Raw genomic sequence first — 26,011 nt, 5'->3', positions numbered from 1 at the left:
CAAAATGCTCAAAATCTTTAACTAGCGTTAGGCAACTACGAAGATAAGGTACATAGCAATACCCACACCAATCATTGGTACCGCATCAAGTAAACCAGCCATTAAAAAGGTTTTAGTTTGTAAGGTAGAAGCTAACTCTGGTTGACGAGCTGTTGATTCAAGTAATTTTCCACCTAAGATAGCGAAACCGATACCAGTACCTAAGGCACCTAAACCGATCATTAAAGCTGCTGCTAAGTAAACCATATAAACTCCTAAAAGTAATATAATAAAAAACCAAAGTTAATAAAAAACTATCTCACACACCAATTATTTATTATTAGTGATGCTCGTGCGCTGCACTCAAGTAAACCACTGACAATACCATAAATACGAATGCTTGCAATGGAATAACTAGAATATGGAAGATTGCCCAAGGTACATTAAGCACCCATTGAATCCAGAATGGTAACAATGCAATCAAAATAAAGATTACTTCCCCTGCATACATGTTACCAAACAACCGGAGAGCCAAACTAAGTGGCTTAGTTAACAATCCGATGATTTCTAAAAACAGATTAAAAGGTACTAATAACCAGTGATTAAATGGTGTAAACGCTAATTCTTTGGTAAAACCACCTACCCCTTTAATTTTGAAACTATAGTATAGGATAAGGATAAACACACCAATAGAAATACCAAAAGTACCATTAGGGTCTGCTGTAGGAACAATTTTCCAATAAGGAATACCAATAGCATGTGCAAGACCTGGAATATAATCAACAGGAATCCATTTCAAACTATTCATCAAGAAAACCCAAACAAAGATTGTTAGGGCAAGTGGAGCAATAAGAGGATTATTGCCTTTAAAGACATCTTTTACAGTGCCATCAATAAACTCAACCGTCCACTCAACTAAGCACTGTAGTTTACTTGGATTATCTAGAGAAGCTTTTTTAGCTACCGAACGAAATAGCCATAAGAAGAAGACACCCATTAAAATGGAGAAAAACATAGTATCAACATGTATTGACCAAAAACCCATTTGCTGTACTTGCTCATGAGTCTTTGCAAACATCCAACCATCTGGAGTTTTACCAAAAACTAGATTTTGCAGATGGTGCTGAATATAACCTGCTGCCGTTTGTCCTTCGCCTGCTGCCATAATTGCCTCAACCGTTAATATTTTTTAAAACTTTTTTTAACTAATAACAACCCTAAGGATGAAACTATTAGCACTATAAAGTAACTAATGAACAGTGCTATTAAATTTGTTGGCTTAATAGCCAAAAACACCAGCACAAATAAAGCTGCTGTTAAAACATACTTGCCCATTTCACCAGTCCATAATGACAGAGTAATGGCCATAGCTGACTGGGCGCCAAAATAACGAAATGTTTTTAGTGCAAAATAAATATTAGGTAATAAGGCAATTAAACCACCTAATAATGCACAAAAACTTGCATTTAAATCTTTTAACAAGAAAGCTAATGCTAACCCTATTGCTACTAAAGCTTGTATTACTAGCACCTTAAATGCTGGTAACTGGTAAATAGGCATTTTATTGCGAAAAGCCACTGTATTAGCCTGACTATTTTAAACCAATAAAGTTATTTTTCATTAACTTCAATCATAATTATTTAATTTGGCGCAAAGTATAGGGATATCCAAGCAAAGCTTCAACTCAAAGTTACATTATTTTTTACAAATTTCCTTTAAGTCAATGAATATGCTTTAAAACACCCTGTAACTCATCAAGTGAATTATAACGTATTACTAACTCACCTTTACCTTTTTTATTATGCTTAATCGCCACAGGCGACCCTAAGCGTTCAGCCAGTTTTTGTTCAAGCCTTTTGATATCAGGGTCATTAGTCACTTTAGTAGTTTTCTTTGAGGTATCATTTAACCACTGACGAACCAAAGCTTCTGCCTGACGTACTGACAAACCCCTTGCGACAATAAACCGCGCGCCTTCTATCTGTCTTTCAACCGGCAATCCTAATAAAGCACGCGCATGCCCCATTTCTAAATCACCATGAGAAAGCATTACTTTTACATCTTCTGGCAAACTAATCAAGCGTAATAAATTAGTTACTGCTGTTCGAGACTTTCCTACAGCATCTGCTACCTGTTGTTGCGTTAACTCAAACTCTTGTTGTAAACGTTGTAAAGCTATGGCTTCTTCAATAGGGTTCAAATCTTCCCGTTGAATATTTTCAATTAAAGCTAATGCAATCGCCGTTTCATCAGGAATATCTCTTACCAATGCAGGTATTTTATCTAAACCTGCTTGTTGACTCGCTCTCCAACGGCGTTCACCTGCAATAATCTCATAGCGACCTTTAGCTATTGGACGCACCACAATTGGCTGCATCACGCCTTGCGATCTAATAGACTGCGCTAACTCTTCAAGACTTTGTGGATCCATATCACGACGTGGTTGATATTTTCCACGCTGGATAATTTCTAAAGGTAAATGTTGTAATTCACTTTGTGGAGTATTAGCTGCTTGCTCTTGAACGGCAGATACGGTATTGCCACCAAGCAATGCATCTAAACCTCGTCCTAGCCCTCTTTTCTTTACAGCCATAATGGTTCCTTATGAATTTGTATTCTTTGCACTACGTTGTCTTTTAATCAGCTCTTTAGCCAACGCTAAATAAGCCTCTGCACCTTTTGATTGTTTATCATAAATCAATGCAGGCAATCCAAAGCTAGGCGCTTCAGCTAACCGAATATTACGTGGAATCACTGTATCATAAAGCTTATCACCAAAATGTTGTTGCAATTGTACAGAAACATCATTGGTTAAACTCATCCGCGCATCGTACATAGTACGCACCAAACCTTCAATATGTAAGGTAGGATTTAATGACAACGTAATTCTTTCAATAGTATTTAATAAATCTGTTAATCCCTCTAATGCATAATATTCACATTGCATAGGGATAATAACTCCATCAGCAGCCACTAAAGCATTAACGGTTAACATAGAAAGTGAGGGTGGGCAATCAATCAGGATATAATCATAATTGTCACGAATAGGTGCTAAGGATTCTCGTAAACGATTTTCTTTATGAGCAATTTCTAATAACTCTACCTCAGCCGCTGTTAAATCTCTATTCGCAGGTAATAATTGATATCCCGCCTGCTCAGAAAAATGCATAGCCTCTACAAAGCTACAGTCTCCGACTAACACATCATAAACAGATCGCTCTAATGCCAACTTGTCAACACCGCTACCCGTGGTCGCATTGCCTTGAGGGTCTAAATCAATAAGCAATACATGTTTTCTAGAAGCTACCAAGGAAGCAGCAAGGTTGATACAGGTAGTTGTTTTACCTACCCCACCTTTTTGGTTAACAATTGCATAAACCTTGGCCATGTATTTACCTTTTACTGGTGATGTTTTATAACTAATAAATGACGCTGTCCATCACAATTTGGCACCGTCAACTGATAATCAGATTCTACCTTAAATTCTTTTGGCAGTGTTTGTAACTCTTCTTCAGGATAAAGACCTTTCATAGCAAACCATTGTGTTTTTTGATCTGCCAAGTGCTTAGTTAAGTTAATAAAATCTTCTAGTGAGCTAAAGGCACGAGAAACAATACCTGAAAAAGGTTGTTTCACGTGAAACGATTCCGCTCGCTGATTAACCACATGCACATTAGTCAATTTTAGCTCAAGTACTACTTGTGTTAAAAATCTAGTTTTCTTACCATTACTATCAAGCAAGGTAAAATCACTATCAGGAAACATAATAGCCAAAGGAATACCTGGCATACCGCCACCACTCCCCACATCTAACCAATTTTTTCCTGTTATATAGGGAACAATACTTAAACTATCTAATAAATGGCGAGATACCATTTCATTAATATCACGTACCGCGGTTAGGTTATAAGCTTTATTCCATTTCGCCAATAATTCTAAATAACCAAGTAATAACTGCTGCTGTTGCTCAGTTATTGCTAGTCCTAGCAGCTTTATACCTTGCTTGAGCAAATGAGCTTGTTGATCTGTGACCAAGCTCATTATACTTGCTCCAACTTACGGCTGGCATTACGTTTTTTCAAATAAACCATTAACAATGAAATGGCTGCAGGCGTTACCCCTGATATTCTGGATGCTTGACCTAATGTTTGTGGCTTAACTGCCATAAGCTTTTGCTGAATTTCCTTAGACAGCCCAGAAATGATGGTATAGTCTATATCTTCAGGTAGACTAATTTCCTCGCTCTCACGTAACTTAGCGATTTCCTCCTGCTGACGATCAATATAACCTGCATATTTGGTTTGAATTTCTATCTGCTCTGCTACTTGCTCATCAATACTTTCAATGCCAACAATAGCTGCTAATGATTTAAAATCAATCTCAGGACGAGCTAGCAAATTAAGTAAGTTATACTCATGTGTTAATGCTGTATCAAATCGTTTAACTATTGCATCACCTTTTGGTGTATTGGGTAATATCCAAGTAGATTTTAAACGTTCTGTTTCCTTTTCTATTTGCTCACGCTTACGACAAAATGCATCCCAGCGAATATCATCAACTAACCCCAATTCACGACCTTTTGCTGTTAAACGTAAATCTGCATTATCCTCTCTTAAAATAAGACGATACTCAGCGCGTGAAGTGAACATGCGATAGGGCTCTTGAGTACCTAAGGTAATTAAATCGTCGACCAATACACCTATATAAGCTTCGTCTCGACGAGGACACCAAGGCTCTTTTCCTTGTACTTTTAAAGCAGCATTACAACCTGCTAATAATCCCTGTGCTCCTGCCTCTTCATAACCCGTTGTACCATTAATTTGGCCTGCAAAGAACAGATTATTAATATGTTTAGTTTCTAAGCTCGTTTTTAAATCCCTAGGATCAAAGTAGTCATATTCAATAGCATAGCCTGGACGCAAAATATGTGCATTTTCTAGTCCTTTCATAGTATGAATAAAGGCTAGCTGTACATCAAAAGGCAATGACGTAGAAATACCATTCGGATACAACTCGTTAGTATTTAACCCTTCTGGCTCCAAGAAAACTTGATGACTTTCCTTATCAGCAAAACGATGTATCTTATCTTCGATGGATGGGCAATAACGAGCCCCCACACTTTCTATTACCCCTGAATACATGGGTGAGCGATCAAGATTTGCCGCTATAATTTCATGGGTTCGAGTATTGGTAGTAGTAATCCAACAACTAACTTGCCTAGGATGATCTGCAACACTACCTAAAAAAGACATAACAGGTGAAGGAAAATCACCTGGTTGTTCTGTCATTACTGAAAAATCAACAGTTCTTGCATCAATACGAGCTGGTGTACCTGTTTTTAAGCGACCCACAGTTAATGGTAACTCTCTTAAGCGATTACCTAATGCAATCGCTGGTGGATCACCGGCACGCCCTGCTGAATAATTTTGTAAACCTATATGAATTAAACCGTTTAAGAAAGTACCTGCCGTTAATACCACAGTATCAGAAAAAAAGCGCACGCCCATTTGGGTAACCACACCTTTTACTGTATCACCTTCTACAATTAAATCATCGCAGGCTTGTTGGAATAACCAAAGGTTTTCTTGATTTTCTAATTTATAGCGAATAGCGGCTTTATATAAAATACGATCTGCTTGGGCACGTGTTGCTCTAACTGCTGGCCCTTTCCTACTATTTAAAATACGAAACTGAATCCCTGCCTTATCAGCTGCATGGGCCATTTCACCACCTAGTGCATCAATCTCCCGCACCAGATGACTTTTACCAATCCCGCCAATAGCAGGATTACAGCTCATTTGACCTAATGTTTCAATATTGTGAGAAAGTAGGAGTGTCTTAACCCCCATCCGTGCAGACGCCAATGCAGCTTCTGTACCTGCATGACCGCCACCAACAACAATGACTCCAAAACGACTAGGAAAGTCCACCATTCAACCTCTTAGGAAAAAACAGACGAATGCCTGAAAAATAACCGCATATTATAGTTATTTTACCTACAACATTAAAGAAGTTATATATTACTTAGTTTACAAATTTAATTATTTATTGATTTTTAGGCTTTAGCTAATTATTTATTAACCTAATTGATGATAAGCATAAAAACTTAGATCGTGAAAACACTTAAAGAAAATAGCGACTGATCTTGATAACAACTTATGCTAGCAGGCTTAATAAATTAAACCTGCTAAAGCACTTTAATTTTTACTTATGTTTAACAGCAAATTCTTCTGTTAATGTTCCTGGTTCACCTGGTGCTTTAGGTGCATAATCTCTTGGAATATCATTATAAGTTGTAACAGTTACAGCTTCCGCCACACAGACTTCCTCAGCACCTTCTGCTGAATAATCTAACGCTTTTTGATCATTCGCTTTAATTTCTGATATTAATCTAGCACGCAACTCACTATCTGTTACTAGAGCCTCTACTGAATGCTCTAAATGTGCTTGCATTTCTTGATAATCTTGAGAAAGCTTTTGAGCAATATTAGCTGTTTTATTAAAATGGCTAGCTACTTCACTTTGATAATCTGTAAAGCGCTCTTCTAAACTCTCCATTTGATTTTTTAAATTGCCAGAGCGATCACTACTTCCAGTAGCTTTGCTGACTAAAAAGCCACCAAACATGCCTACTAAAAATGCTACGATAGCAATAATTACAACTAACCCCATCTCCATCATCATGCCTCTCTTTCAATATAATTAGCCATACAAGGAAATATTACAAAGTAATGGTATAAAACAAAAATACTTTGCTTTAAAATTTATTCTTTATATAGTCTACCAATATATTAATGTTTTGGACACGGAGTTTAACGTTGTCAGCTCAAGAAATTGTATTATTTATTGACGGGCCTGCTGGGAAACTTGAGGCACTATATCTTGAACAGCCTGATGCTAAAGGCATTGCTCTGGTATGTCATCCTCACCCATTATATGCAGGAACTATGCATAATAAAGTTGTAGCTACTTTACAACGTACTGCCAGAGATAATGGTTGGAGTACTTTACGCTTTAATTTTAGAGGCGTTGGTAATAGTGAAGGCAGCTACGGTGAAGGCGAAGGCGAAATAGCTGATGCTCAAGCTGCTTTTGAATGGCTACAAGTAAAAAATCCTAAGCAACCTATTGTCATTATGGGTTTCTCTTTTGGTTCTTGTGTAGCAGCTTGTTTAGCTGGCGATTTAGAGCGACAAGCTATTGCTATTAAGCAATTAGTGATGATTGCGCCCCCAATTGAACGCTTCAATATAGATGGCAGACTACCTGAGCAAAGTCCTTTATTAATTATTCAACCAGAAGCAGATGAAGTAGTTAATCCACAAACCGTTTATGATTGGGCTAACTCATTAACTAAACCCCATACATTGTTAACTGTGCCTGAATGCAGTCACTTCTTTCATGGCCGCTTAAACGATTTAAAAGAATTAGTAACCCCTTATCTTCAATAATTTATTTACAGTAAGCGATATTATTATGACAACTCGTGTTCTTACAGGCATTACAACAACAGGTACTCCCCATTTAGGAAATTATGCAGGGGCTATTCGTCCAGCTATTATGGCTAGCCGCCAGCCTGATGTTGATTCATTTTATTTTCTAGCTGATTATCATGCACTTATTAAATGCGATGATCCTGCACGTATTCAAAAATCACGCTTAGAATTAGCTGCTACTTGGTTAGCCAGTGGTCTTAATCCTGAAAAAGTAACTTTTTACCGCCAATCAGATATCCCTGAAATACCTGAATTAATGTGGTTATTAACCTGTGTTTCTGCCAAAGGTTTACTTAATCGAGCTCATGCTTATAAAGCTTCTGTTGATAAAAACTTAGAGCAAAATGAAGATCCAGATGCAGGCATTACTATGGGGCTTTTTTGCTATCCTGTACTCATGGCAGCAGATATCCTTATGTTTAATGCCCATAAAATCCCTGTTGGTCGAGACCAAGTACAACACGTAGAAATGGCTAGAGATATCGCGCAACGTTTCAATATGCTATTTGGTCAAGGAAAGGAACTATTTACTTTACCAGAGGCACAAATTGAAGAGGCTGTAGCCACTCTACCAGGTTTAGATGGCCGTAAAATGTCCAAAAGTTATGACAACACAATTCCTTTGTTCAGTTCAGAAAAGCAATTAAAAGAGGCTATCTTAAAAATTGTTACTGACTCAAAACAACCCGGTGAAGCTAAAGATCCTGACAACTCCCATTTATTCACTATTTACAAAGCATTTGCCACACCAGAACAAACCACCACTTTCTACAATGAATTAAAAGATGGTTTAGCGTGGGGAGAAGCTAAACAGCAATTATTTACTGTGATTAATAATGAATTAGCAGAGCCTCGCGAACTTTATCAAGAACTTATTAATCAACCTGCTAAAATTGAAGAAATCCTACAAGCAGGTGCTGCTAAAGCTAGAAAACTAGCCATACCTTTCTTACAAGAGTTAAGAGAATCTGTGGGATTACGCAGCTTTAAGCAGCAATTAATAACTACAAAATCTGAAAAGAAAAAATCAGCTAAGACAGCTCGTTTCGTTAGCTTCCGTGAAAAAGATGGTAATTTCCATTTTCGACTAATGGCTGCTAATGGTGAAGAATTATTATTATCTAAAGGTTTTGCTAACCCTAAAGAAATTGGTGAACTTACTAATCAACTTATTAATAACCCAGAACAGATAGGTATTATACAGCAAGGTTTACAATTAATTATTTATTGGAATAATGAGCGTATCGCCAATAGTATTGAATATACAACTGACGCCGAATTAGCAACCACTGTTCAAGAAATAAAACAAGCTCTACAAGAACTTGCAGAACAGGAATAATAATGGTCTTACCCAGTTTTAAACAACAATTTAGGCAGTTGCTACAAGCGGCTTCTGTCAGTTGTACCCAAGCCCATATAGATCAAAGTAATAAAGTTGTTATTGATCTATTGGCTACATGGTTAACAGAACTGGGATTTACTTGTGAAATAACACAAGTCACTAAAGGCAAATATAACCTATTAGCACAATATGGCTCTGGAGTTGGTGGCTTAGTATTAGCTGGTCATACTGATACTGTGCCTTACGACGAATCGCTTTGGAATAGTAATCCATTAGATTTATTTGAGGCAGATAATCGCTGGTATGGTCTAGGTAGTTGCGATATGAAAGGCTTTTTTGCTATTGCCATTCAAGCCATTCAACCCTTATTAACACAATCTTTTAAATACCCCCTATTTATTCTTGCTACCTGTGATGAAGAAAGCTCAATGAGTGGAGCAAGAGCATTAGTAGCTAACCAACAAAAATTTGGTCGTGCGGCTATTATTGGTGAGCCAACTAACTTGCGCCCTATTCGTTTGCATAAAGGGATTATGATGGAACGCATAGAATTACTAGGGCAAAGTGGACACTCTTCAAACCCTGCTTTAGGCCATAATGCTTTAGAAGCAATGAATGATGTAATCACAGAGCTTATAAAACTACGTACACAATGGCAGCAACAATATCAAAATCCATTGTTTACTGTGCCCTATCCTACTTTAAATTTTGGTTGTATCCATGGTGGTGATAATCCTAATCGGATTTGTGGGCAATGTGCTTTGGAGTTTGATTTAAGACCCTTGCCTAATATGTCTGCTGATGAGCTAAGAATGGCTATTAATAATAAACTAAAACCTATAGCAGAACAGCATCAGATAAGTGTTGAATACAATCCTTTATTTAGTCATGTACCTGCCTTCGAGCAAAATGCTAACTCTGAATTAGTAAAACTAGCTGAAAAACTAACTGGTTATCAAAGTGAAGCGGTTGCTTTTGCTACAGAAGCTCCCTATATTCAACAAGTAACAGGTGACACTATCGTATTAGGGGCAGGTTCAATTGATCAAGCCCATCAGCCTAACGAATACTTATCTCTTTCCCAAATTGAACCTTATACTTTATTATTACGCCAATTAATAGCATACTATTGTTTATAAATTAATCAGGAGCCTAAAGCAGTGAAACGACGATAAAACGAACTAACTCATGGGTATAAGTTGACTCTTTTCGTTTTAACAATAGGTTCTTATTATGTTTGATTTTGATTACGTACAATGGCTTCGGCAAGCATCCCCTTATATTAATGCCCATCGGGAAGGCACTTTTGTTGTTATGCTCCCTGGTGAAGGCATAGAACATCCTAACTTTAATAATATTATTTATGACTTAGTACTATTACATAGCTTAGGTGTTCGACTAGTTTTAGTACATGGCTCAAGACCACAAATTAATAAAAAAACAACCGAGAAACAGATTACACCAAAATATCACAAAGGCTTACGTATTACAGATGCTGCAACATTAGAATGCGTAACTGAGGTAGTTGGACGGCTACGCAGTATTTTTGAAGCAAAACTTTCTATGGATTTAGCGTCGTCTCCTATGCAAGGTTCTAGACTACGCGTCACCAGTGGTAATTTTGTCACTGCCAAGCCTCTTGGTGTGGTAGATGGTATTGATTACCAACACACTGGAGAAGTAAGAAGAATTGATCGTAAAGGTATTATCCGCCAGCTTGATGAAAGAAATATTGTATTACTCTCAGCTCTTGGTTATTCACCTACTGGTGAAATTTTCAACCTATCCTGCGAAGATGTAGCAATGGCTACTGCCATTAAACTGCAAGCAGACAAGCTTATTCTATATGGTGAGCAAAAAGGTATTTTCAACGAGCAAGGTGAACTTATTCGTGAACTACGTCCCAATGAAGCCCTACCCCATATTACAAGGCTAGCCAATGACTACCAAGCAGAATTATTAAATGCTGCTGTAGAAGCTTGTCGGCAAGGTGTGCAACGCTCACAAATTGTTTCCTATGTTGAAAATGGCGCTTTACTAGCAGAATTATTTAGTCGCGATGGCAATGGAACACTAGTAGCCCAAGAACAATTTGAAACCATTAGAGAAGCCACCATTGAAGATATCGGTGGCCTTATGGAGTTAATTCGTCCCTTAGAAGAGCAAGGTATATTAGTACGTCGTTCTCGTGAAGTGCTAGAAAGAGAAATTAATCAATTCTCTGTTATTGAGCGCGAAGGGATGATTATTGCCTGTGCAGCGCTTTACCCTATTTCAGATTCAGACTCAGGAGAGTTAGCTTGCCTAGCTGTTAATCCACAATATCGTCATGATGGTAAAGGAGATTTGCTATTGGCTAGAATTGAGTCACGTGCGCGCCAACAAACTATAAAAACACTATTTGTACTCACAACAAAAACAGCCCATTGGTTTTTAGAACGTGGTTTTAATCCAAGTAGTGTTGATCGATTACCTACAGCTCGAGCTTCTCTTTACAACTTTCAACGTAACTCAAAAGTATTTGAAAAAGTACTTTAATATAAAAATTACAAGGTCATACAATGAAAACAAAAGCCGTTTTAACACAACAAGAGGTGCAAAAAATATTAACTGCTGCTCGTGAAGAAGCATTAAAAAATAACTGGGCTATGGCAATTGCTATAGTTGATGATGGTGGTCATTTATTAGCATTAGAGCGTTTAGATGACTGCGTGCCTATCTGTTCTTACATTGCGATGGAGAAAGCACGCACTTCTGCATTAGGCCGCAGAGAGTCTAAAGCTTATGAAGATATCATCAACGATGGTCGTAACTCATTTATGACAGTACCCGTGCTTTCCGCCATATTGGAAGGTGGAGTACCTATTATCTATGAAGGGCAAGTTATTGGTGCTATTGGTGTATCAGGCGCTAAATCCTTTCAAGACGCTCAAGTAGCTAAAGCAGGGGCTAATGCTCTTAATTAGCTATTAAATTATCATATTATTTTACTTGGTTTTCATTATATAATAATGGGATTTTGAACATTATTTATATAGAAATAACTGAAAACTATTTCCCCATTAGTTTGTAATCAGTTACTTTATTCCCTAAAGAATGCTTTTTTAAATACCTGCTAAGCACGGTATGGAGTTTTTTATTAAATGATTGTATTGGATCAGGTTTACAAGCGTTATGCCCATCCTGAAAAGGGACAGTGGTTTGATGCAGTACATCCTACCTCTCTTACTATCGATCAAGGCGAAATTTTTGGGTTAATTGGTTTTTCTGGGGCTGGTAAATCTACTTTATTGCGCTTGATTAATCTGTTAGAGCGCCCTGATGGTGGTAAGGTAGAAGTTGACGGGCAAGACCTCACCAGATTACCAAGCCCACAATTACGTAAAGCACGCCAAAATATTGGAATGATCTTTCAGCAATTTAATTTACTAAGCAATTTAACAGTTGCTAATAACGTAGCCTTTCCCTTAAAAATTGCTGGTTGGTCAAAAACAGAAATTACCAAACGGGTAAAAGAATGTTTAGCTATTGTTGGTTTAGAAGATCGTATTAACCATTATCCTGCTCAACTGTCTGGTGGACAAAAGCAACGTGTCGGTATTGCTCGTGCTTTAGCACCTAGTCCACATGTTATTTTAGCTGATGAACCAACCAGTGCCTTAGATCCTTTTACTACCCGTAGTGTTTTAGACTGCCTAAAAGATATTAACCAACGTTTTAATGTCACTATTGTTATTGTTACTCATGAAATGCAAGTAATTCGCAGTATATGTAATCGTGCAGCACTGATGGAACATGGTCAACTCGTTGAAATTGCTGAAGTTAAAGACAAACAAATTTTAGCTAACTCTGAACTTGCTACAAAATTAATTGAGGATTTATAAATGGAGTATAGCTCTGGTCTCCTCTATTATTTAGAGAATATCTGGTCCATAAGAAGTGAGATTTGGTTAGCTAGCCAGCAAACTTTTATTATGGTTGCTATTTCGACAATAGTGGCTGTGGTTTTTGGCCTAACAATAGGTGTTTGTTTACACCTAACTAGTACCAATCAGTTATGGCAAAATAAATGGTTTAATAAAACATTAGGTACATTAGTAGATTTCTTAAGGGCTTTCCCCTTTGTTATTTTAATGGTCGCTATTAGTCCTTTCTCAACATTATTAACAGGTGCTCGCATTGGTCCTTATGCTGCTTCTGTAGCTTTATCTATTGCTGCTATCCCTTATTTTGCTCGATTGGTCGAACAAAGTTTAAGGGAAATCCCCAAAGGAATTATTGAAGCAGCCCAAGCAATGGGAGCTTCTAATGCCACTATTATCTTTCGTGTTTTAATTACTGAGGCTAGGGCAGGAATTGTATCCAGCACCACCGTACTAATCATTAGTATACTTTCTTATAGTGCTGCGGCAGGTATGATTGGTGGTGGTGGTCTAGGTGATTTAGCCATTCGTTATGGTTATAATCGTTATCAAACAGATGTGATGGTAGCTGTTGTTATCTTACTATCAGTTATTGTTATTATGATACAAGCATTGGGTAATCTTGTTACTCGTAAACTCGATAAACGTTAAGGTTGGATATAATAATGCAAAATAATATTGTCTTAAAAGTTTTAAGTACTGGGCTCTTAGCTGCTTGCTTAGGTTTAGCTGGCTGTGGTGATAAAAAACAAGAAGATCATTCTTCTCATAGTGCTGAATCAACTGTAAAAAGAACTATTGTTTTTGGTACTACTGTGGGTGATTTTGGTGATATGGTTAAATTTTCTATCAAACCTATCTTAGAAAGAAAAGGTTATGAAGTTAAACTAACTGAGTTTACTGATTATGTACAACCTAATCTTGCTTTGGCCGAAGGAAGTATTGATGTAAATATTTTCCAACATAAGCCTTATTTAGATACCTTTAAAGAAGAAAGAAAGTTAGATTTAACACCTGTATTCCAAGTGCCTACAGCTCCACTAGGCATCTATTCTGGTCGTTTAGAAAAACTAGATGAAGCTAAACAAGGCATGACGGTTTCTGTACCCAATGATCCTAGCAACTTTGCTCGTGCTTTAGTAATGATGGATGAGTTAGGATGGGTAACGCTTAAAGATAATATCAACCCACTAACTGCCTCTGAACGCGATATCCAAGAAAATAAGTATGAGATTAAGTTAGTACAATTAGAGGCTGCTCAAATCCCTCGTGCTCGTAATGATGTAGATTTTGCTATTATCAACGGTAACTATGCCGTAAGTTCTGGTGTGGATTTAACAACAGCTCTTTACCAAGAGCCTAGTTTTGCTTATGTTAATTGGGGTGTAATACGTACTAAAGATATTAATACCCCTTGGGCAAAAGATATTATTGCTGCTTATAATTCTGATGAGTTTAAAGCTTACTCTCATAAAACATTTGCTGGATACAAATGGCCTGCTAATTGGAATGAACAAACAAATGCTGTAAAGTCTGAAGAAAAACAGCAAGAAGAAGCCCCAAAAGAAACTAAAGTCACTCAATAATTATTTGCTTACTATAAAAAAGCCCTTCAAATGAAGGGCTTTTTTTATTATTTATGTTTTACTGTTTTCTAATAAGAGCCATTAAATCTAATGGATAGTCCACATAAACACGAACTTCATTATTATCCCCATAAGAGAATTTATTAGTCGCCCTATAGAATGAAGTACGTAATCTTAATGATAAATCTTTAGTGGGTCCTTCTTGGAAAGTATAAGAAACTTGGTTAAATAACTCTCTTTCCTTACCCTTTTTACCACCACTATAACCAGCAGTATCAGCATCCCAGCCATACACATAAGCTGATTTAAAAGCTAAACCTGGAACACCTATACCTGCCCCGTTTAACTCATAACTTACCTGCAATGATTTTTCATCTTTAGCATTAAAATCTGACTCATAAGAGTTAGCTAACCAAATAGTACTACCACCATCATTAGTACCATAGCCTGAACCATAGTCAAAACCATGGCCATACCAACCACCTTGTGATTGTTGATAGGCTAAAATAAAGGAGTGAGCATCATAAGTATACTTACCAGCTAAGCTCCATGTAGTATTATTAATACTCTTATCAATATCACCATTACTGGTACGACGCACATATTTTTTATCATAGTCTGTATGATAAATATTAAAATCGAAATTTACACTTTGTTTTTTATCAATGGGATAAGTGTAGTTCAAATTACCATAAGCACGTTTAGCAATATCCTCGTTCCAAGCATAATAGAGGCTAGAACTAAAATTATCTGTAAACTGATAAATACCGCCTATTAAATCTAAACGTTTCATACCAACAAAATAAGCATTTGGATAGCCTGAGTTGTCATGCCCTGTACTATGAGCACCACTTATAGCAGTAAAGTGCCCAGCATGAATGACTAGATTTTCAATTTCTTTACTTGTAATCAAAGTACCCGTCACGGACTCTGGTAATAGCCTTGTAGAATCCGTTGTTAAAACAGGCAAGTTTACAAACTGATTACCATATTTAATCGTTGTATTTGATATTCTTGCTTTAACAGCCCCACCAAGCTGACTCCAATCATGAGCTGCACGCCCTGAGTCCCCTACAGGAGTAACATCCATCGCAGCATTAGCATGGCCTCTACCACCATCTAAACGAATACCTTGTAATCCCCACGCATCAAAACCAAATCCAACCGTACCTTCAGTAAACCCAGACTCAAAAATTGTACTTAAGCCAAGTCCCCATGCCATACGTTTACTCTGGCCAGTATAATGACTACTTTTAAAATCACGACTAAAATAAAGGCTTCGAACATGAGCATTCCATTTACTATCTTCAATAAATCCTTTACTCTCACTTTGTTCGCTAGCAAATGAAAACGGCGGAAAAGCTAAACAGGCGGCTACTAGTAAGACACCTTTTTTGGATGGCTGCATTTATAGAGGACTCCCAAAGTCTAGTTAACTATTATTTTTTAAGACACATTTTGTTATAACTGAATCTTATTATACATAATCTTAATAATTATGCTTATACAAAAATGTAAAGGATTAACTTTATGAAAACATCACAACAATTTTTCAATAAGAATGGTTATTTACTAATAGAATCAATATTAACCGTTGAAGAACTAACAGCCATTGAACAAGAATTACATGCTATTAATATGGATGGTGCTGGTAGTAGAGAATTATTAACAGAAGACTGGTGTAAAAATTTAGCTAATAAACTCAAGAAACATCCTTTATTAACCCCCATATTGCCTAAAGAGCCTTCAACCATACAGTGTACTTTTTTTCGAAAATCATCAGCAAAGAACTGGTTAGTGCCTTTGCATCAAGACCTGAGTATACCTGTCAAAGAGCATCTTAATGAAACAGGTTTTACGGGTTGGTCAGAAAAACAAGGTTTTCTTTTTGTACAACCCCCTTCTTCTATTTTAGAACAAATCGTTGCTGTTCGATTACATATAGATGACTGTCACCAACAACATGGACCATTAAAAGTTGTTGCTGGAACCCATCAAGCTGGACGTATACCAGAAAAAGATTGGATAACTATTAGGGATCAAAAAGACGAGCAAGAATGTATTGTTAATGCAGGAGGAGCTGTTATTATGCGGCCACTTATTTTACATTCATCATCAAAGGCGAAAGAGGCTAATGGTCGGCGTGTTTTACATTTCTTATTCGTACCTAATAAGCTAACAAAAGAGATACCTTTTTTATTCACCATATAAAAGCTAATGCGTTGGTTTACGTAACCTATCACTACGACGACGTAAATACTCAATGCTTAGTAGTAATGCAGCAGAAGAAATCAACATAATTGTGGCAGCAGCAGCAATGGTAGGCTCAATATTTTCTCTTATACCACTAAACATTTGCATAGGTAGCGTTCGCTGACTAGAGCTGGCTAAAAACAAGGTAACAACCACCTCGTCAAAAGAAGTAGCAAAAGCAAATAACGCCCCTGAAATAACACCTGGTGCAATTAATGGGAAAGTAACTGTTCGAAAAACCACAAAGGGAGAAGCACCTAAACTAGCGGCTGCTCGTGAATAATTTTCATCATAACCACGTAACGCTGCACTCACTGTAATAACCACAAAAGGAATACCTAGTACAGTATGAGCTAAAATAAGCCCAAAATAACTATTAGTTAATTTAAGTTGTGCAAAGAAAAAATAAAGTCCTACAGCGATAATCACAATAGGAGTAACCATCGGCGACATAATAATACTCATAAACAGTATTTTGCCCCTAAATTTATTTTTAGCTACACCTATTGCCGCAAATGTTCCCAATACAGTAGCAAATAAAGTAGCAACAGGTGCAATAATAAAACTATTTTCTAACGCTCCTATCCAAGCCTCTGAGGCAAAAAATGCTTTATACCAATCTAATGAAAAACCATCTATTGGATAAGTTAAAAAAGAACTTTTATTAAATGAAAGTGGAATAATAACCAATACAGGCGTAATCAAAAATATTAATGCTAATACAGCAAAGCCATTAAATAAAAAACGACCTATTTTCCAGTTAGTAGAACGATAATAATGTCTAAACATTTTAGGCTTTCCGTCTTCTATAAGAGATTTTACTGTATATCCAACTGAGTACAATTACTATTACCATTAGTTGCACACTTAAAGCGGCTGCTAAGCCCCAGTTATTGGTTTCATTAGTATAGTAATTAATAAAATAACTAATCATCTGATCAGCCGGACCACCTAATAAAGCAGGTGTAATGTAATAGCCAATAGACATAATAAATACCAGTAAAACACCTGCTCTTAACCCTGCATAGGTTTGTGGAACATAAGCTGTAAGGAAAGCATAAGCAGGGTGTGCGCCTAGTGATATAGCTGCTCGTAAATGGCTAGAGGAAATTCCCCTCATCACTGCATAAAGGGGTAATACAATAAAAGGTAATAAAATATGAATCATTGCAATATAAACGGCAAAACGTCCTGGAATAAAGGATGTTGGATGATCCACTATATTTAAAAACTGTAATAGGTAATTAGCCAAGCCATTCGATTGTAATAGAATATACCAACCTGTAGTTCTTACTAATAATGATGTCCAGAAAGGCAATAACACTAAAATCAAAAATAAATTAGCTCGTTTTGTTGGCTGGCATGACAACCAATAAGCTAAAGGATAACCTATTAACACACAAAAGAATGTAATAACAAAAGCCATCCATAAAGTACGAAATAATATTTTTACATGGTAATTAGCCACTTCTTCATTATGGATCTTAATAGTAATAGGTGTTAACTTTTCTGTATGTGGATCTATTTTATAATCAAAAGATTGTAATAGGTAACGGCTGGTTAAAGTAGTTGATGCCCATTGTATCGTTTGCCATGTACTAGGTTCTTGCCATAAAGGTGAAGCTTTTATAACAGCACCTTTAATATCTGTTACATGCTGTGCAGGTAGTCTACGCAATGTAGCACTTATCATTACTCTATATTTATCATCCTCATAACCTAAACGTCTGCCAATTGCACCTGCCACACCTTGTTTTCTAGCTTCTCGTAAGTCATTCACTAATGCTTTAAAAACATCTTCATCAGGTGTTGATTTACCATCCCAATTTTTTAATGCTTCTAGTGTGGCTGGTAAATTTTTATGAATTTCTGGATTAATAACACTTTTACAAAGAATATCACCTAATGGAATTAAGAAGAAAAAAACTAAAAAAGCAATAGCAGGCATGACTAATAAACGGGATACCCAACGTTTTTTACGACCTGATTTATTAAGTCGTTTTTTTAGCCTTTTTTGATGTTTTACAGTTTGTTCCATTACTAATTCCACTATTGAGAAGCCCAAACATTAAAACGTTGTTCTAATGGTTCGCCTTGTTCAACCCAAAAATTAGCATTAATTTTATAAGAATGTTGCATAGTATCTGGATTATTGGGTAATTGTTTAAGTAACTCCGCATTAATGATGGGTATTGTATGGTTATTAACAAAACCATAACTAGAGTATTCTGAAAACTCTTTTTGTGGTTCAGCAGATACAGCAAAAGCGATAAACTTTTCTGCTAGCTCTTTATGATGACTACCTTTTACAATAGCAAAATTATCTACATCATAAAAACTATTGTGCCATATAAGCCCAACAGGCTTACCTTCTTGTTGAGCGATAACGCCCCTGCCATTAAAGGTTGTTGTCATTACCACATCACCTGCCAATAACATAGGTAATGGCTGTGAGCCTTTTTCCCACCATTTAATATAAGGTTTGATCTCATCTAATTTTTTAAAAGCTCTATCTATACCTTCTGGTGTTGCTAATACTTTATAAATATTATTTGGTGCTACACCATCGGCTAATAGGGCTGCTTCCATAGCAATCATAGCTGTTTTTTGTAAACCTCGATTACCTGGAAAATCTTTAACATTCCAAAAATCTTGCCACGTTTTAGGTGTTTTTGAGAGTTTATCGATATTGTAGGCAATAATAATTGACCAACTAAAAAAACCGACGCCACATTCTGAAAAATTACCCTTGATAAAATCTTTAGTGTTTCCTATGGCCAATTGATCTATGGGCTCAAATAATCCCTCACTACAACCTCGTATTAGATTAGGTGTTTCAACTTGTACAACATCCCAATCTATTTGCTTAGTTTCTATCATCGAGCGAATTTTTGCCATGCCTCCTGTATAGCTACCACCAATAATAGAAATATCGTTTGCTTCTGCAAAAGGTTTATAAAAAGCCACCTTTTGTGCTTTAGCATGTACCCCACCTAAGGAGATAACAGTTAATGAATCATCTTGTTGCTGACAAGCTGTTAATAAGCCCATGATAACAACAAACATTAATCTTTTTATCACCCTGCTAAGCTCCACTTAATAACACTAAACAAATCATATATTACTCAGAAGCCCACACATTAAAGCGCTGTTGTAGTGTTTCACCATAATCTATCCAAAAATCTGGATCTAATTTATGGGCATTTTTCATATGCTCAGGCGCAGTAGATAGATGATCAAGTGTTTTGGCGTCTAATAATTCTGCTGTTTTCTTATTAGAAAAACCATAACCTGCTACTTCTGAATAAACTTTTTGATTTTCTGGTTGCATAGTTAATTCAATAAAACGTTCAGCCGCTTGTTTATTTTTTGTTCCTTTAATAATGGCAAAACTATCCATATCATAGAAACTATCATTCCATACGATTTGTACTGGTTTACCCTCTTGTTGTGCATCATAAACTCGTCCATTGTAGGCTGAGGTCATCACCACATTACCAGAAATTAGCCATTGCATCGGCTGTGAACCTGACTCCCACCATTGCACATAAGGTTTAATTTCATCTAATTTTTTAAAGGCTCTATCAACGCCTTCAGGCGTTGCTAAAACTGTATAAATATCTTCTGTTTTTACTCCATCCGCTAACAAAGCTACTTCTAAAGCAAGGATAGGACTTTTTCTTAATGCTCTTTTACCAGGGAATTTTTTAACATCCCAAAAATCCTTCCAATCTTTAGGAGGCGTAGTGAGCTTAGAAGAATCATAAGCAAGCACAACAGACCAGATAAAAAAGCCAGCGCCACATTCGGAAAGCGATCCATCAACATAATCACTTTCACCATCAACCTTTAGATTTGACCAATCAAGTTGCTCAAATAAACCCTCACTACAACCTCGATAAAGATCACCTGTTTCAACTTGTAATACATCCCACGAGGTGCGACCAGTATCGACCATTGATCGTACTTTAGCCATTTCACCGTTGTATTCGCCTGTAATTATTTTAGTATTGTATTTTTTCTCATAGGGTTTATAAAAAGCCTCACCCTGTGCTTTTAAATGCAAACCACCATAGGAAATAACTGTTAATGGTTCTGCTTGGGTTTGCATAAAAATGCTTGTTAACAATGTAACTGCTAAAATTTTCTTTATCACAGTAAACCTCTTATTTAAAAGAATAGATTTTTACAATGGATTAAGTGCACAAGCATCTTCACCATACCAACTAACAGGAACTGTAACACCTGCTGTCCAATGACTTTGCATAGCTGAAATAGGGATTTTTGCGGTAAACTCAGTGTTATCTGCCACTTTTAACCGAACACGAACATGATCACCTAGATAGATAAGTTCTTCTATTATGCCCGTTAAACAATTACTTTCTGCTTGCGCTAAGATCACTCGCTCCGGTCTAATTGATAGCGAAGTAGCATCACCAACACTTAATGGTATTCCCATTCGAGCGATAACCTCAGCATTATTAGCTAAACGTATTCGACATGTATTATTTTCAATCGCTAGCACTATCCCAGGTAATTCATTATTTTCACCAATAAAATGAGCAACAAAAGAATTACACGGCTGTTCATAGAGTTTTTGTGGTGTATCTACTTGTTGAATAATGCCATCATTAAATACTGCTACCCGATCTGACATGGTTAATGCTTCAGATTGATCATGAGTAACAAACACAATAGTAACGCCTAGCTCTCTATGAAGATGTCTTATTTCTAACTGCATTTGTTCTCGCAGCTGTTTATCTAATGCCCCCAATGGTTCATCCATTAATACCAATTGTGGTTGAAAAACTAATGCCCTAGCTAACGCTATACGTTGTTGTTGTCCACCTGATAATTGTGCTGGATAACGAGCAGCCAAGTTTTGTAGCTTAACCATTGCTAAGGCTTGTTTTACTTTTTCAGCTATTACAGCTTTAGCTACTTTCCTAACTTTTAAAGGATAAGCTAAATTTTCTGCCACCGTCATATGAGGAAATAAAGCATAGTTTTGGAATACCATACCTATATCACGTTTATGGGGTGGTAATGTGTGCAATGGCTTATTTTCTAAAAAAATTTCACCTTTGGTTGGCATCTCAAACCCTGCCAACAACATTAAACACGTTGTTTTACCTGAACCCGAAGGCCCAAGTAAAGTCAGAAACTCTCCCTTTTCTATCTCTAAATTAAGATTTTTTACTACCAGTTGTTCACCATCATAAGTCTTTTGGACATTATGAAAATGCACATAAGGGTGAGAGACTGCTACCATATAATTAATCTCTTTTTACTCTTTAACTAATCACGTTTAGTTAATCAGTGCCATAATGACACTTTGTTATTTAAAAAACATTACTATTATCGCATATTAAGGCCGTTATAGTTAAACATCTCTTGACTTATTAGCAATAGTTATTAATGATAATTACTTACATTTAATTGGATACCTAATTATGGCTGACACAACTACTAAAAAAACACTGCTATTAACGGGTGCAAGCCGTGGTATTGGTCATGCTACGGTAAAACATTTTAATGCTGCGGGCTGGAATGTCATTACTGCTGCAAGAAATAATTGGAATAACGATTGTCCTTGGTCGCAAGGCTTAGAGAATCATATTAATTTAGATTTAGAAAATATTGAAAACCTTGACGAAACAATAGAGTTAATCAAAGAAAAACTACCCGATGGTAAATTACATGCACTTGTTAATAATGCTGGAATTTCTCCAAAAGGGATTAATGGTGAACGTTTAGGTGTGCTAGAAACAGATTACTGTACTTGGCTTAATGTATTTAATGTTAATTTGTTCTCTACGGCATTATTAGCAAAAGGATTATTTAATGAATTAAAAGCGGCAAAGGGTAATATCATTAATGTTACTTCTATTGCTGGCTCTCGTGTGCATCCTTTTGCTGGGGTTGCTTATGCAACTTCTAAAGCTGCTTTAGCCGCATTAACCCGAGAAATGGCTCATGATTTTGGCCCTCATGGTGTGAGAGTTAATGCCATTGCTCCAGGAGAAATTGATACTTCTATTCTTTCACCAGGCACTCAAGAAATTGTAGATCATGATATTCCTCTACATCGCCTAGGCAAACCTGAAGAAGTCGCTACCCTTATTTATTTCCTTTGTACAACGGGTGCTTCCTATATTAATGGCGCAGAAATTCATGTTAACGGTGGACAGCACGTTTAAGCCTATCATTAAGATAGGCTTCAGATTTTACTAAACTTTATCTTTTTGCTCTTTTAATAAATCTCTTATTTCTGCTAGTAATTCTTCTTGTGTAGGTTTAGCAGGCTCTTCTGGTTTTTCTTCTTCATGATGGGTTAATTTATTCATTGCTTTAATACCCATAAAGATAGCAAAGGCAATAATTGTAAAATCCACTATCGTTTGAATAAATTTACCATAGGCTAATACTACTGCTGGCGCACCATCAGCTGCTTCTTTCAAGGTAATGGCCAAATCGGAGAAATCAACCCCTCCAATTAAGATACCAAGAGGTGGCATAATTATATCGCCAACAAATGAAGAAACAATTTTGCCAAACGCAGCACCGATAATGATACCAACCGCCATATCAATAACATTGCCGCGCATTGCAAATTTTTTAAATTCTTGCAGTAAACTCATAGAAATACTTCCTCAACTAAAAATTAATTTTTTTATAATGCTATAGTTAATAATCCTTTACAATAACCCTTTTGTTTAATAGTTTACCTATTTAAAATGAGGACTGTATGGCTAAAGCTAAACGTTTATACGGCTGTACTGAGTGCGGTGCAACTTTTCCTAAATGGTCTGGACAATGCGCTGAATGTGGAGCATGGAATACCCTTATAGAAACCGTTGTTGATAATTCACCGATGGCTAGTACTATCCGTAGCTGGACAGGACAAGCCGCACAGGTAAAAACCTTAGCTGAAGTCAGCACCGAGGAAACGCCTCGTTTTACTACCCATTCTTCTGAGCTTGATCGTGTACTAGGTGGTGGTTTAGTAGATGGTTCGGTTGTATTAATTGGTGGTGACCCTGGTATTGGAAAATCAACTATTTTGTTACAAACCCTTTGTAACATAGCCAACTACCACCCTGCCCTCTATGTAACAGGTGAAGAGTCACAACAACAAGTGGCCATGCGTGCTCGTCGTTTAGGATTACCTGAAGATAAACTACGCGTGATGACTGAGACTTCTATTGAAGCCATTATTAGTACTGCTAAACAAGAACATCCTAAAGTAATGGTGATCGACTCCATTCAAACTATTTTTACTGAACAACTACAATCTGCTCCTGGTGGTGTAGCTCAAGTAAGAGAAAGCGCCGCACTATTAACCCGTTATGCTAAACAAAATAATACCGCTATTTTCTTAGTCGGCCATGTGACTAAGGAAGGGGCGCTAGCAGGCCCTCGCGTACTAGAGCATATGGTTGATACGGTACTTTACTTTGAAGGCGAATCTGATGGTCGCTTACGCTTATTACGTGCTGTAAAAAATCGTTTTGGTGCGGTTAATGAGCTAGGTGTATTTGCGATGACAGATAAAGGGTTAAGAGAAATTTCTAATCCTTCTGCTATTTTCTTAAGTCGAACCCAAGAAGAAGTACCTGGTAGTGTAGTAATGGCTACATGGGAAGGTTCACGCCCTATGCTAGTAGAAGTACAAGCCTTAGTGGATACTAGTCATTTAGGCAACCCTCGCCGTGTTACACTGGGCTTAGATCAAAACCGCTTAGCGATGTTATTAGCTGTATTACACCGTCATGGTGGCGTACCTACTTACGACCAAGATGTATTTATTAATGTGGTTGGTGGAGTAAAAGTACTTGAAACAGCTGCTGACTTAGCATTACTTGCTACCGTTATTTCCAGTCTACGTAACAGACCTTTAGCTCATGACTTATTAGTGTTTGGTGAGGTAGGTTTATCAGGCGAGATTCGCCCTGTTCCTAGTGGTCAAGAACGTTTAAAAGAAGCTGCTAAACACGGTTTTAAACGTGCCATCGTACCGAAGGCTAATGCACCTAAAACAGCACCTGAGGGTTTAACTATAATTGCCGTTACCCGTTTAGAACAGGCATTAGAAGCCTTATTTGAATGATTTAAGTTAATTCTGTTTGCTTAGTTTCTTTACCTAATACAAGTACAGCAATAACACCTATGGCAATAACCAAACAGAATATATTAAAAATAATACTTGGGCTAAAGTGGTAACTTACCATATAGCCCACCATTAAGGGGCCTAGTATTCCCCCTATTCTACCAATACCTGCTGCCATTCCTGCACCAGTCGCTCTAGCTAATGTTGGATATTGCTCAGGGGTATAGGCATACAAAGCACCCCATGCCCCTAAATTAAAAAATGATAAAAACATTCCTGCTATCACTAATTGCATCGCTGTATTTGCTATTCCAAAAAAATAAGCGGCAATAGCAGTACCTACTAGATAAGTTACCAACACAAATTTTCGACCAACTTTCTCAATAAGCCATGCAGCCGTAAAATAACCTGGTAACTGCGCTAATGTCATAATTAACACATATTCAAAACTTTTTACTAAATCAAAACCTTTTAAAATAACCACCGAAGGTAACCATAAAAACATACCATAGTATGAAAAAACCACACAAAACCATAATATCCACAGCATCAAAGTGGCTTTTTTATACTCTACTGACCAAATCATTTTAATATTGCGAATAATAGAAGGTTTAACGGTTTGTGCCGTATAGCGAGGTGAGTCTGGTAAATTTAATCGTAAATACACTGCATAGAACGCAGGCAATGCACTTAATAACATAGCCACTCGCCAACCATAATCAGTAATAACAAAATAACCAATAAGCGCTGCTACAATCCAACCAAACGCCCAAAAACTTTCCAGTAGAACAACAATTCTTCCTCTTTCATGAAGTTCAACACTTTCAGCAACCAATGTTGAAGCAACAGGTAACTCTCCCCCCAATCCCATACCAATAAAAAATCGTAGGATTAGAAATAATGTTAGACCTGTAGTAAATGCGGTTAAACCACTGGCTATACTGAATAATAATAAGGTAAAAATAAAAATAAAACGTCGACCAAAACGGTCAGCCATTAAACCAAATAGAAATGCGCCAACCGCCATCCCAATAGAGTTAACACTACCAATCCACGCTATTGTTTTTGCTGTCAGTTGCCAATCTTTTGCTAAAGCTGCTAACACAAAAGATAATAGGCCAACATCCATTGCATCAAATAACCATCCAAGTCCTGCTATTGTTAGGAGTTTATTTTTTGAAATTGTTTTTTCCATTCTTAAAGCCTTGCTATTAGTAATAATCTACAATGGACAAAAGTCTACTTATAGAACTTTTTTTCTGTTAAAAATAGGCATTAATCGTTACAATAGTCTATTAATAATAATGGATTTAATAGCTAAT

General features: G+C 36.8%; 27 protein-coding genes. 11 read left to right on the top strand and 16 right to left on the bottom strand.

Annotated elements, in window-relative coordinates:
* Positions 1-27 precede the first annotated feature (27 nt).
* The 8 genes from atpE to MTZ49_RS04035 all read right to left on the bottom strand — a co-directional run bounded on the left by atpE (position 28) and on the right by MTZ49_RS04035 (position 6,663).
* The gene (atpE, locus tag MTZ49_RS04070) at positions 28-246 is read right to left on the bottom strand and encodes a F0F1 ATP synthase subunit C (RefSeq protein ID WP_201092493.1); all 219 of its coding nucleotides are present in this window, start codon (positions 244-246) and stop codon (positions 28-30) included.
* A 73-nt stretch (positions 247-319) separates the two neighbouring features.
* Positions 320-1,144, bottom strand: a complete 825-nt coding sequence (gene atpB / locus MTZ49_RS04065; protein WP_264747114.1) for a F0F1 ATP synthase subunit A — start codon at positions 1,142-1,144, stop codon at positions 320-322.
* Between the two features lie 14 nt (positions 1,145-1,158).
* Positions 1,159-1,557, bottom strand: a complete 399-nt coding sequence (locus MTZ49_RS04060) for an ATP synthase subunit I (RefSeq protein ID WP_264747113.1) — start codon at positions 1,555-1,557, stop codon at positions 1,159-1,161.
* Positions 1,558-1,699: 142 nt separating this feature from the next.
* Entirely contained in the window at positions 1,700-2,572 is an 873-nt protein-coding gene (locus MTZ49_RS04055; protein WP_264747112.1) for a ParB/RepB/Spo0J family partition protein, read from the bottom strand.
* Between the two features lie 9 nt (positions 2,573-2,581).
* Positions 2,582-3,367, bottom strand: coding sequence for a ParA family protein (locus MTZ49_RS04050; protein WP_264747111.1), 786 nt, complete (start codon positions 3,365-3,367; stop codon positions 2,582-2,584).
* A gap of 11 nt (positions 3,368-3,378) precedes the next feature.
* Positions 3,379-4,020 (bottom strand): 16S rRNA (guanine(527)-N(7))-methyltransferase RsmG, encoded by a 642-nt coding sequence (gene rsmG / locus MTZ49_RS04045; protein ID WP_264747110.1) that lies wholly within the window; start codon positions 4,018-4,020, stop codon positions 3,379-3,381.
* A complete protein-coding gene (mnmG, locus tag MTZ49_RS04040; protein ID WP_264747827.1) occupies positions 4,020-5,909 on the bottom strand; it encodes a tRNA uridine-5-carboxymethylaminomethyl(34) synthesis enzyme MnmG in 1,890 nt (629 codons plus the stop codon). The genes rsmG and mnmG overlap by 1 nt, the downstream gene beginning before the upstream one ends.
* Positions 5,910-6,183: 274 nt before the next feature.
* Positions 6,184-6,663 (bottom strand): YhcB family protein, encoded by a 480-nt coding sequence (locus tag MTZ49_RS04035; protein WP_264747109.1) that lies wholly within the window; start codon positions 6,661-6,663, stop codon positions 6,184-6,186.
* Between the two features lie 134 nt (positions 6,664-6,797).
* Between MTZ49_RS04035 and MTZ49_RS04030 the strand changes: the two genes are divergently transcribed.
* The 8 genes from MTZ49_RS04030 to MTZ49_RS03995 all read left to right on the top strand — a co-directional run bounded on the left by MTZ49_RS04030 (position 6,798) and on the right by MTZ49_RS03995 (position 14,326).
* Complete coding sequence (locus MTZ49_RS04030; protein WP_264747108.1) at positions 6,798-7,430, top strand: alpha/beta hydrolase; 633 nt, start codon at positions 6,798-6,800, stop codon at positions 7,428-7,430.
* Between the two features lie 25 nt (positions 7,431-7,455).
* The gene (locus MTZ49_RS04025; protein WP_264747107.1) at positions 7,456-8,814 is read left to right on the top strand and encodes a tryptophan--tRNA ligase; all 1,359 of its coding nucleotides are present in this window, start codon (positions 7,456-7,458) and stop codon (positions 8,812-8,814) included.
* 2 nt (positions 8,815-8,816) lie between these two features.
* The gene (argE, locus tag MTZ49_RS04020; protein ID WP_264747106.1) at positions 8,817-9,956 is read left to right on the top strand and encodes an acetylornithine deacetylase; all 1,140 of its coding nucleotides are present in this window, start codon (positions 8,817-8,819) and stop codon (positions 9,954-9,956) included.
* Positions 9,957-10,050: 94 nt separating this feature from the next.
* Positions 10,051-11,355 (top strand): amino-acid N-acetyltransferase, encoded by a 1,305-nt coding sequence (gene argA / locus MTZ49_RS04015; RefSeq protein WP_264747105.1) that lies wholly within the window; start codon positions 10,051-10,053, stop codon positions 11,353-11,355.
* 23 nt (positions 11,356-11,378) lie between these two features.
* Entirely contained in the window at positions 11,379-11,783 is a 405-nt protein-coding gene (locus MTZ49_RS04010) for a heme-binding protein (protein ID WP_264747104.1), read from the top strand.
* A gap of 177 nt (positions 11,784-11,960) precedes the next feature.
* Complete coding sequence (locus MTZ49_RS04005) at positions 11,961-12,701, top strand: methionine ABC transporter ATP-binding protein (protein ID WP_413774173.1); 741 nt, start codon at positions 11,961-11,963, stop codon at positions 12,699-12,701.
* Positions 12,702-13,391 carry a methionine ABC transporter permease gene (locus MTZ49_RS04000; protein ID WP_264747103.1) on the top strand — a complete coding sequence of 230 codons (690 nt, stop codon included), beginning with the start codon at positions 12,702-12,704 and terminating at the stop codon, positions 13,389-13,391.
* Between the two features lie 14 nt (positions 13,392-13,405).
* Positions 13,406-14,326 (top strand): MetQ/NlpA family ABC transporter substrate-binding protein, encoded by a 921-nt coding sequence (locus tag MTZ49_RS03995; RefSeq protein ID WP_264747102.1) that lies wholly within the window; start codon positions 13,406-13,408, stop codon positions 14,324-14,326.
* Between the two features lie 58 nt (positions 14,327-14,384).
* On the opposite strand, the gene MTZ49_RS03990 is transcribed toward MTZ49_RS03995, so the two are convergent.
* A complete protein-coding gene (locus tag MTZ49_RS03990) occupies positions 14,385-15,734 on the bottom strand; it encodes an OprD family porin (protein ID WP_264747101.1) in 1,350 nt (449 codons plus the stop codon).
* A gap of 122 nt (positions 15,735-15,856) precedes the next feature.
* On the opposite strand from MTZ49_RS03990, the gene MTZ49_RS03985 reads away from it, so the two are divergent.
* The gene (locus tag MTZ49_RS03985) at positions 15,857-16,537 is read left to right on the top strand and encodes a phytanoyl-CoA dioxygenase family protein (RefSeq protein ID WP_264747100.1); all 681 of its coding nucleotides are present in this window, start codon (positions 15,857-15,859) and stop codon (positions 16,535-16,537) included.
* 3 nt (positions 16,538-16,540) lie between these two features.
* Here MTZ49_RS03985 and MTZ49_RS03980 read toward each other — a convergent pair whose 3' ends face one another.
* Genes MTZ49_RS03980 through MTZ49_RS03960 form a run of 5 tightly spaced genes read right to left on the bottom strand, consistent with a single transcriptional unit; the run spans position 16,541 to position 21,851 of the window.
* Positions 16,541-17,368, bottom strand: a complete 828-nt coding sequence (locus MTZ49_RS03980; RefSeq protein WP_264747099.1) for an ABC transporter permease — start codon at positions 17,366-17,368, stop codon at positions 16,541-16,543.
* A gap of 1 nt (position 17,369) precedes the next feature.
* The gene (locus tag MTZ49_RS03975; RefSeq protein ID WP_264747098.1) at positions 17,370-18,617 is read right to left on the bottom strand and encodes an ABC transporter permease; all 1,248 of its coding nucleotides are present in this window, start codon (positions 18,615-18,617) and stop codon (positions 17,370-17,372) included.
* A gap of 11 nt (positions 18,618-18,628) precedes the next feature.
* Complete coding sequence (locus MTZ49_RS03970; protein ID WP_264747097.1) at positions 18,629-19,660, bottom strand: ABC transporter substrate-binding protein; 1,032 nt, start codon at positions 19,658-19,660, stop codon at positions 18,629-18,631.
* Between the two features lie 40 nt (positions 19,661-19,700).
* Entirely contained in the window at positions 19,701-20,735 is a 1,035-nt protein-coding gene (locus tag MTZ49_RS03965; RefSeq protein WP_264747096.1) for an ABC transporter substrate-binding protein, read from the bottom strand.
* Between the two features lie 30 nt (positions 20,736-20,765).
* A complete protein-coding gene (locus MTZ49_RS03960) occupies positions 20,766-21,851 on the bottom strand; it encodes an ABC transporter ATP-binding protein (RefSeq protein WP_264747095.1) in 1,086 nt (361 codons plus the stop codon).
* Positions 21,852-22,032: 181 nt separating this feature from the next.
* Here MTZ49_RS03960 and MTZ49_RS03955 point away from each other — a divergent pair, with 181 nt between their 5' ends.
* Entirely contained in the window at positions 22,033-22,779 is a 747-nt protein-coding gene (locus MTZ49_RS03955; protein ID WP_264747094.1) for an SDR family NAD(P)-dependent oxidoreductase, read from the top strand.
* 30 nt (positions 22,780-22,809) lie between these two features.
* Here MTZ49_RS03955 and mscL read toward each other — a convergent pair whose 3' ends face one another.
* Entirely contained in the window at positions 22,810-23,220 is a 411-nt protein-coding gene (gene mscL / locus MTZ49_RS03950; RefSeq protein ID WP_264747093.1) for a large-conductance mechanosensitive channel protein MscL, read from the bottom strand.
* A gap of 107 nt (positions 23,221-23,327) precedes the next feature.
* On the opposite strand from mscL, the gene radA reads away from it, so the two are divergent.
* Positions 23,328-24,689, top strand: a complete 1,362-nt coding sequence (gene radA / locus MTZ49_RS03945) for a DNA repair protein RadA (protein ID WP_264747092.1) — start codon at positions 23,328-23,330, stop codon at positions 24,687-24,689.
* Position 24,690: 1 nt separating this feature from the next.
* Here radA and MTZ49_RS03940 read toward each other — a convergent pair whose 3' ends face one another.
* On the bottom strand, positions 24,691-25,884 hold the full coding sequence (locus MTZ49_RS03940) for an MFS transporter (protein ID WP_264747091.1): 1,194 nt from the start codon (positions 25,882-25,884) through the stop codon (positions 24,691-24,693).
* Positions 25,885-26,011 lie beyond the last annotated feature (127 nt).

Source organism: Entomomonas sp. E2T0 (assembly GCF_025985425.1).
Taxonomy (GTDB): Bacteria; Pseudomonadota; Gammaproteobacteria; order Pseudomonadales; family Pseudomonadaceae; genus Entomomonas.
The sequence above is the reverse complement of the archived record's forward strand: the minus strand, read 5'-3'. Positions and strand labels throughout refer to the sequence as shown.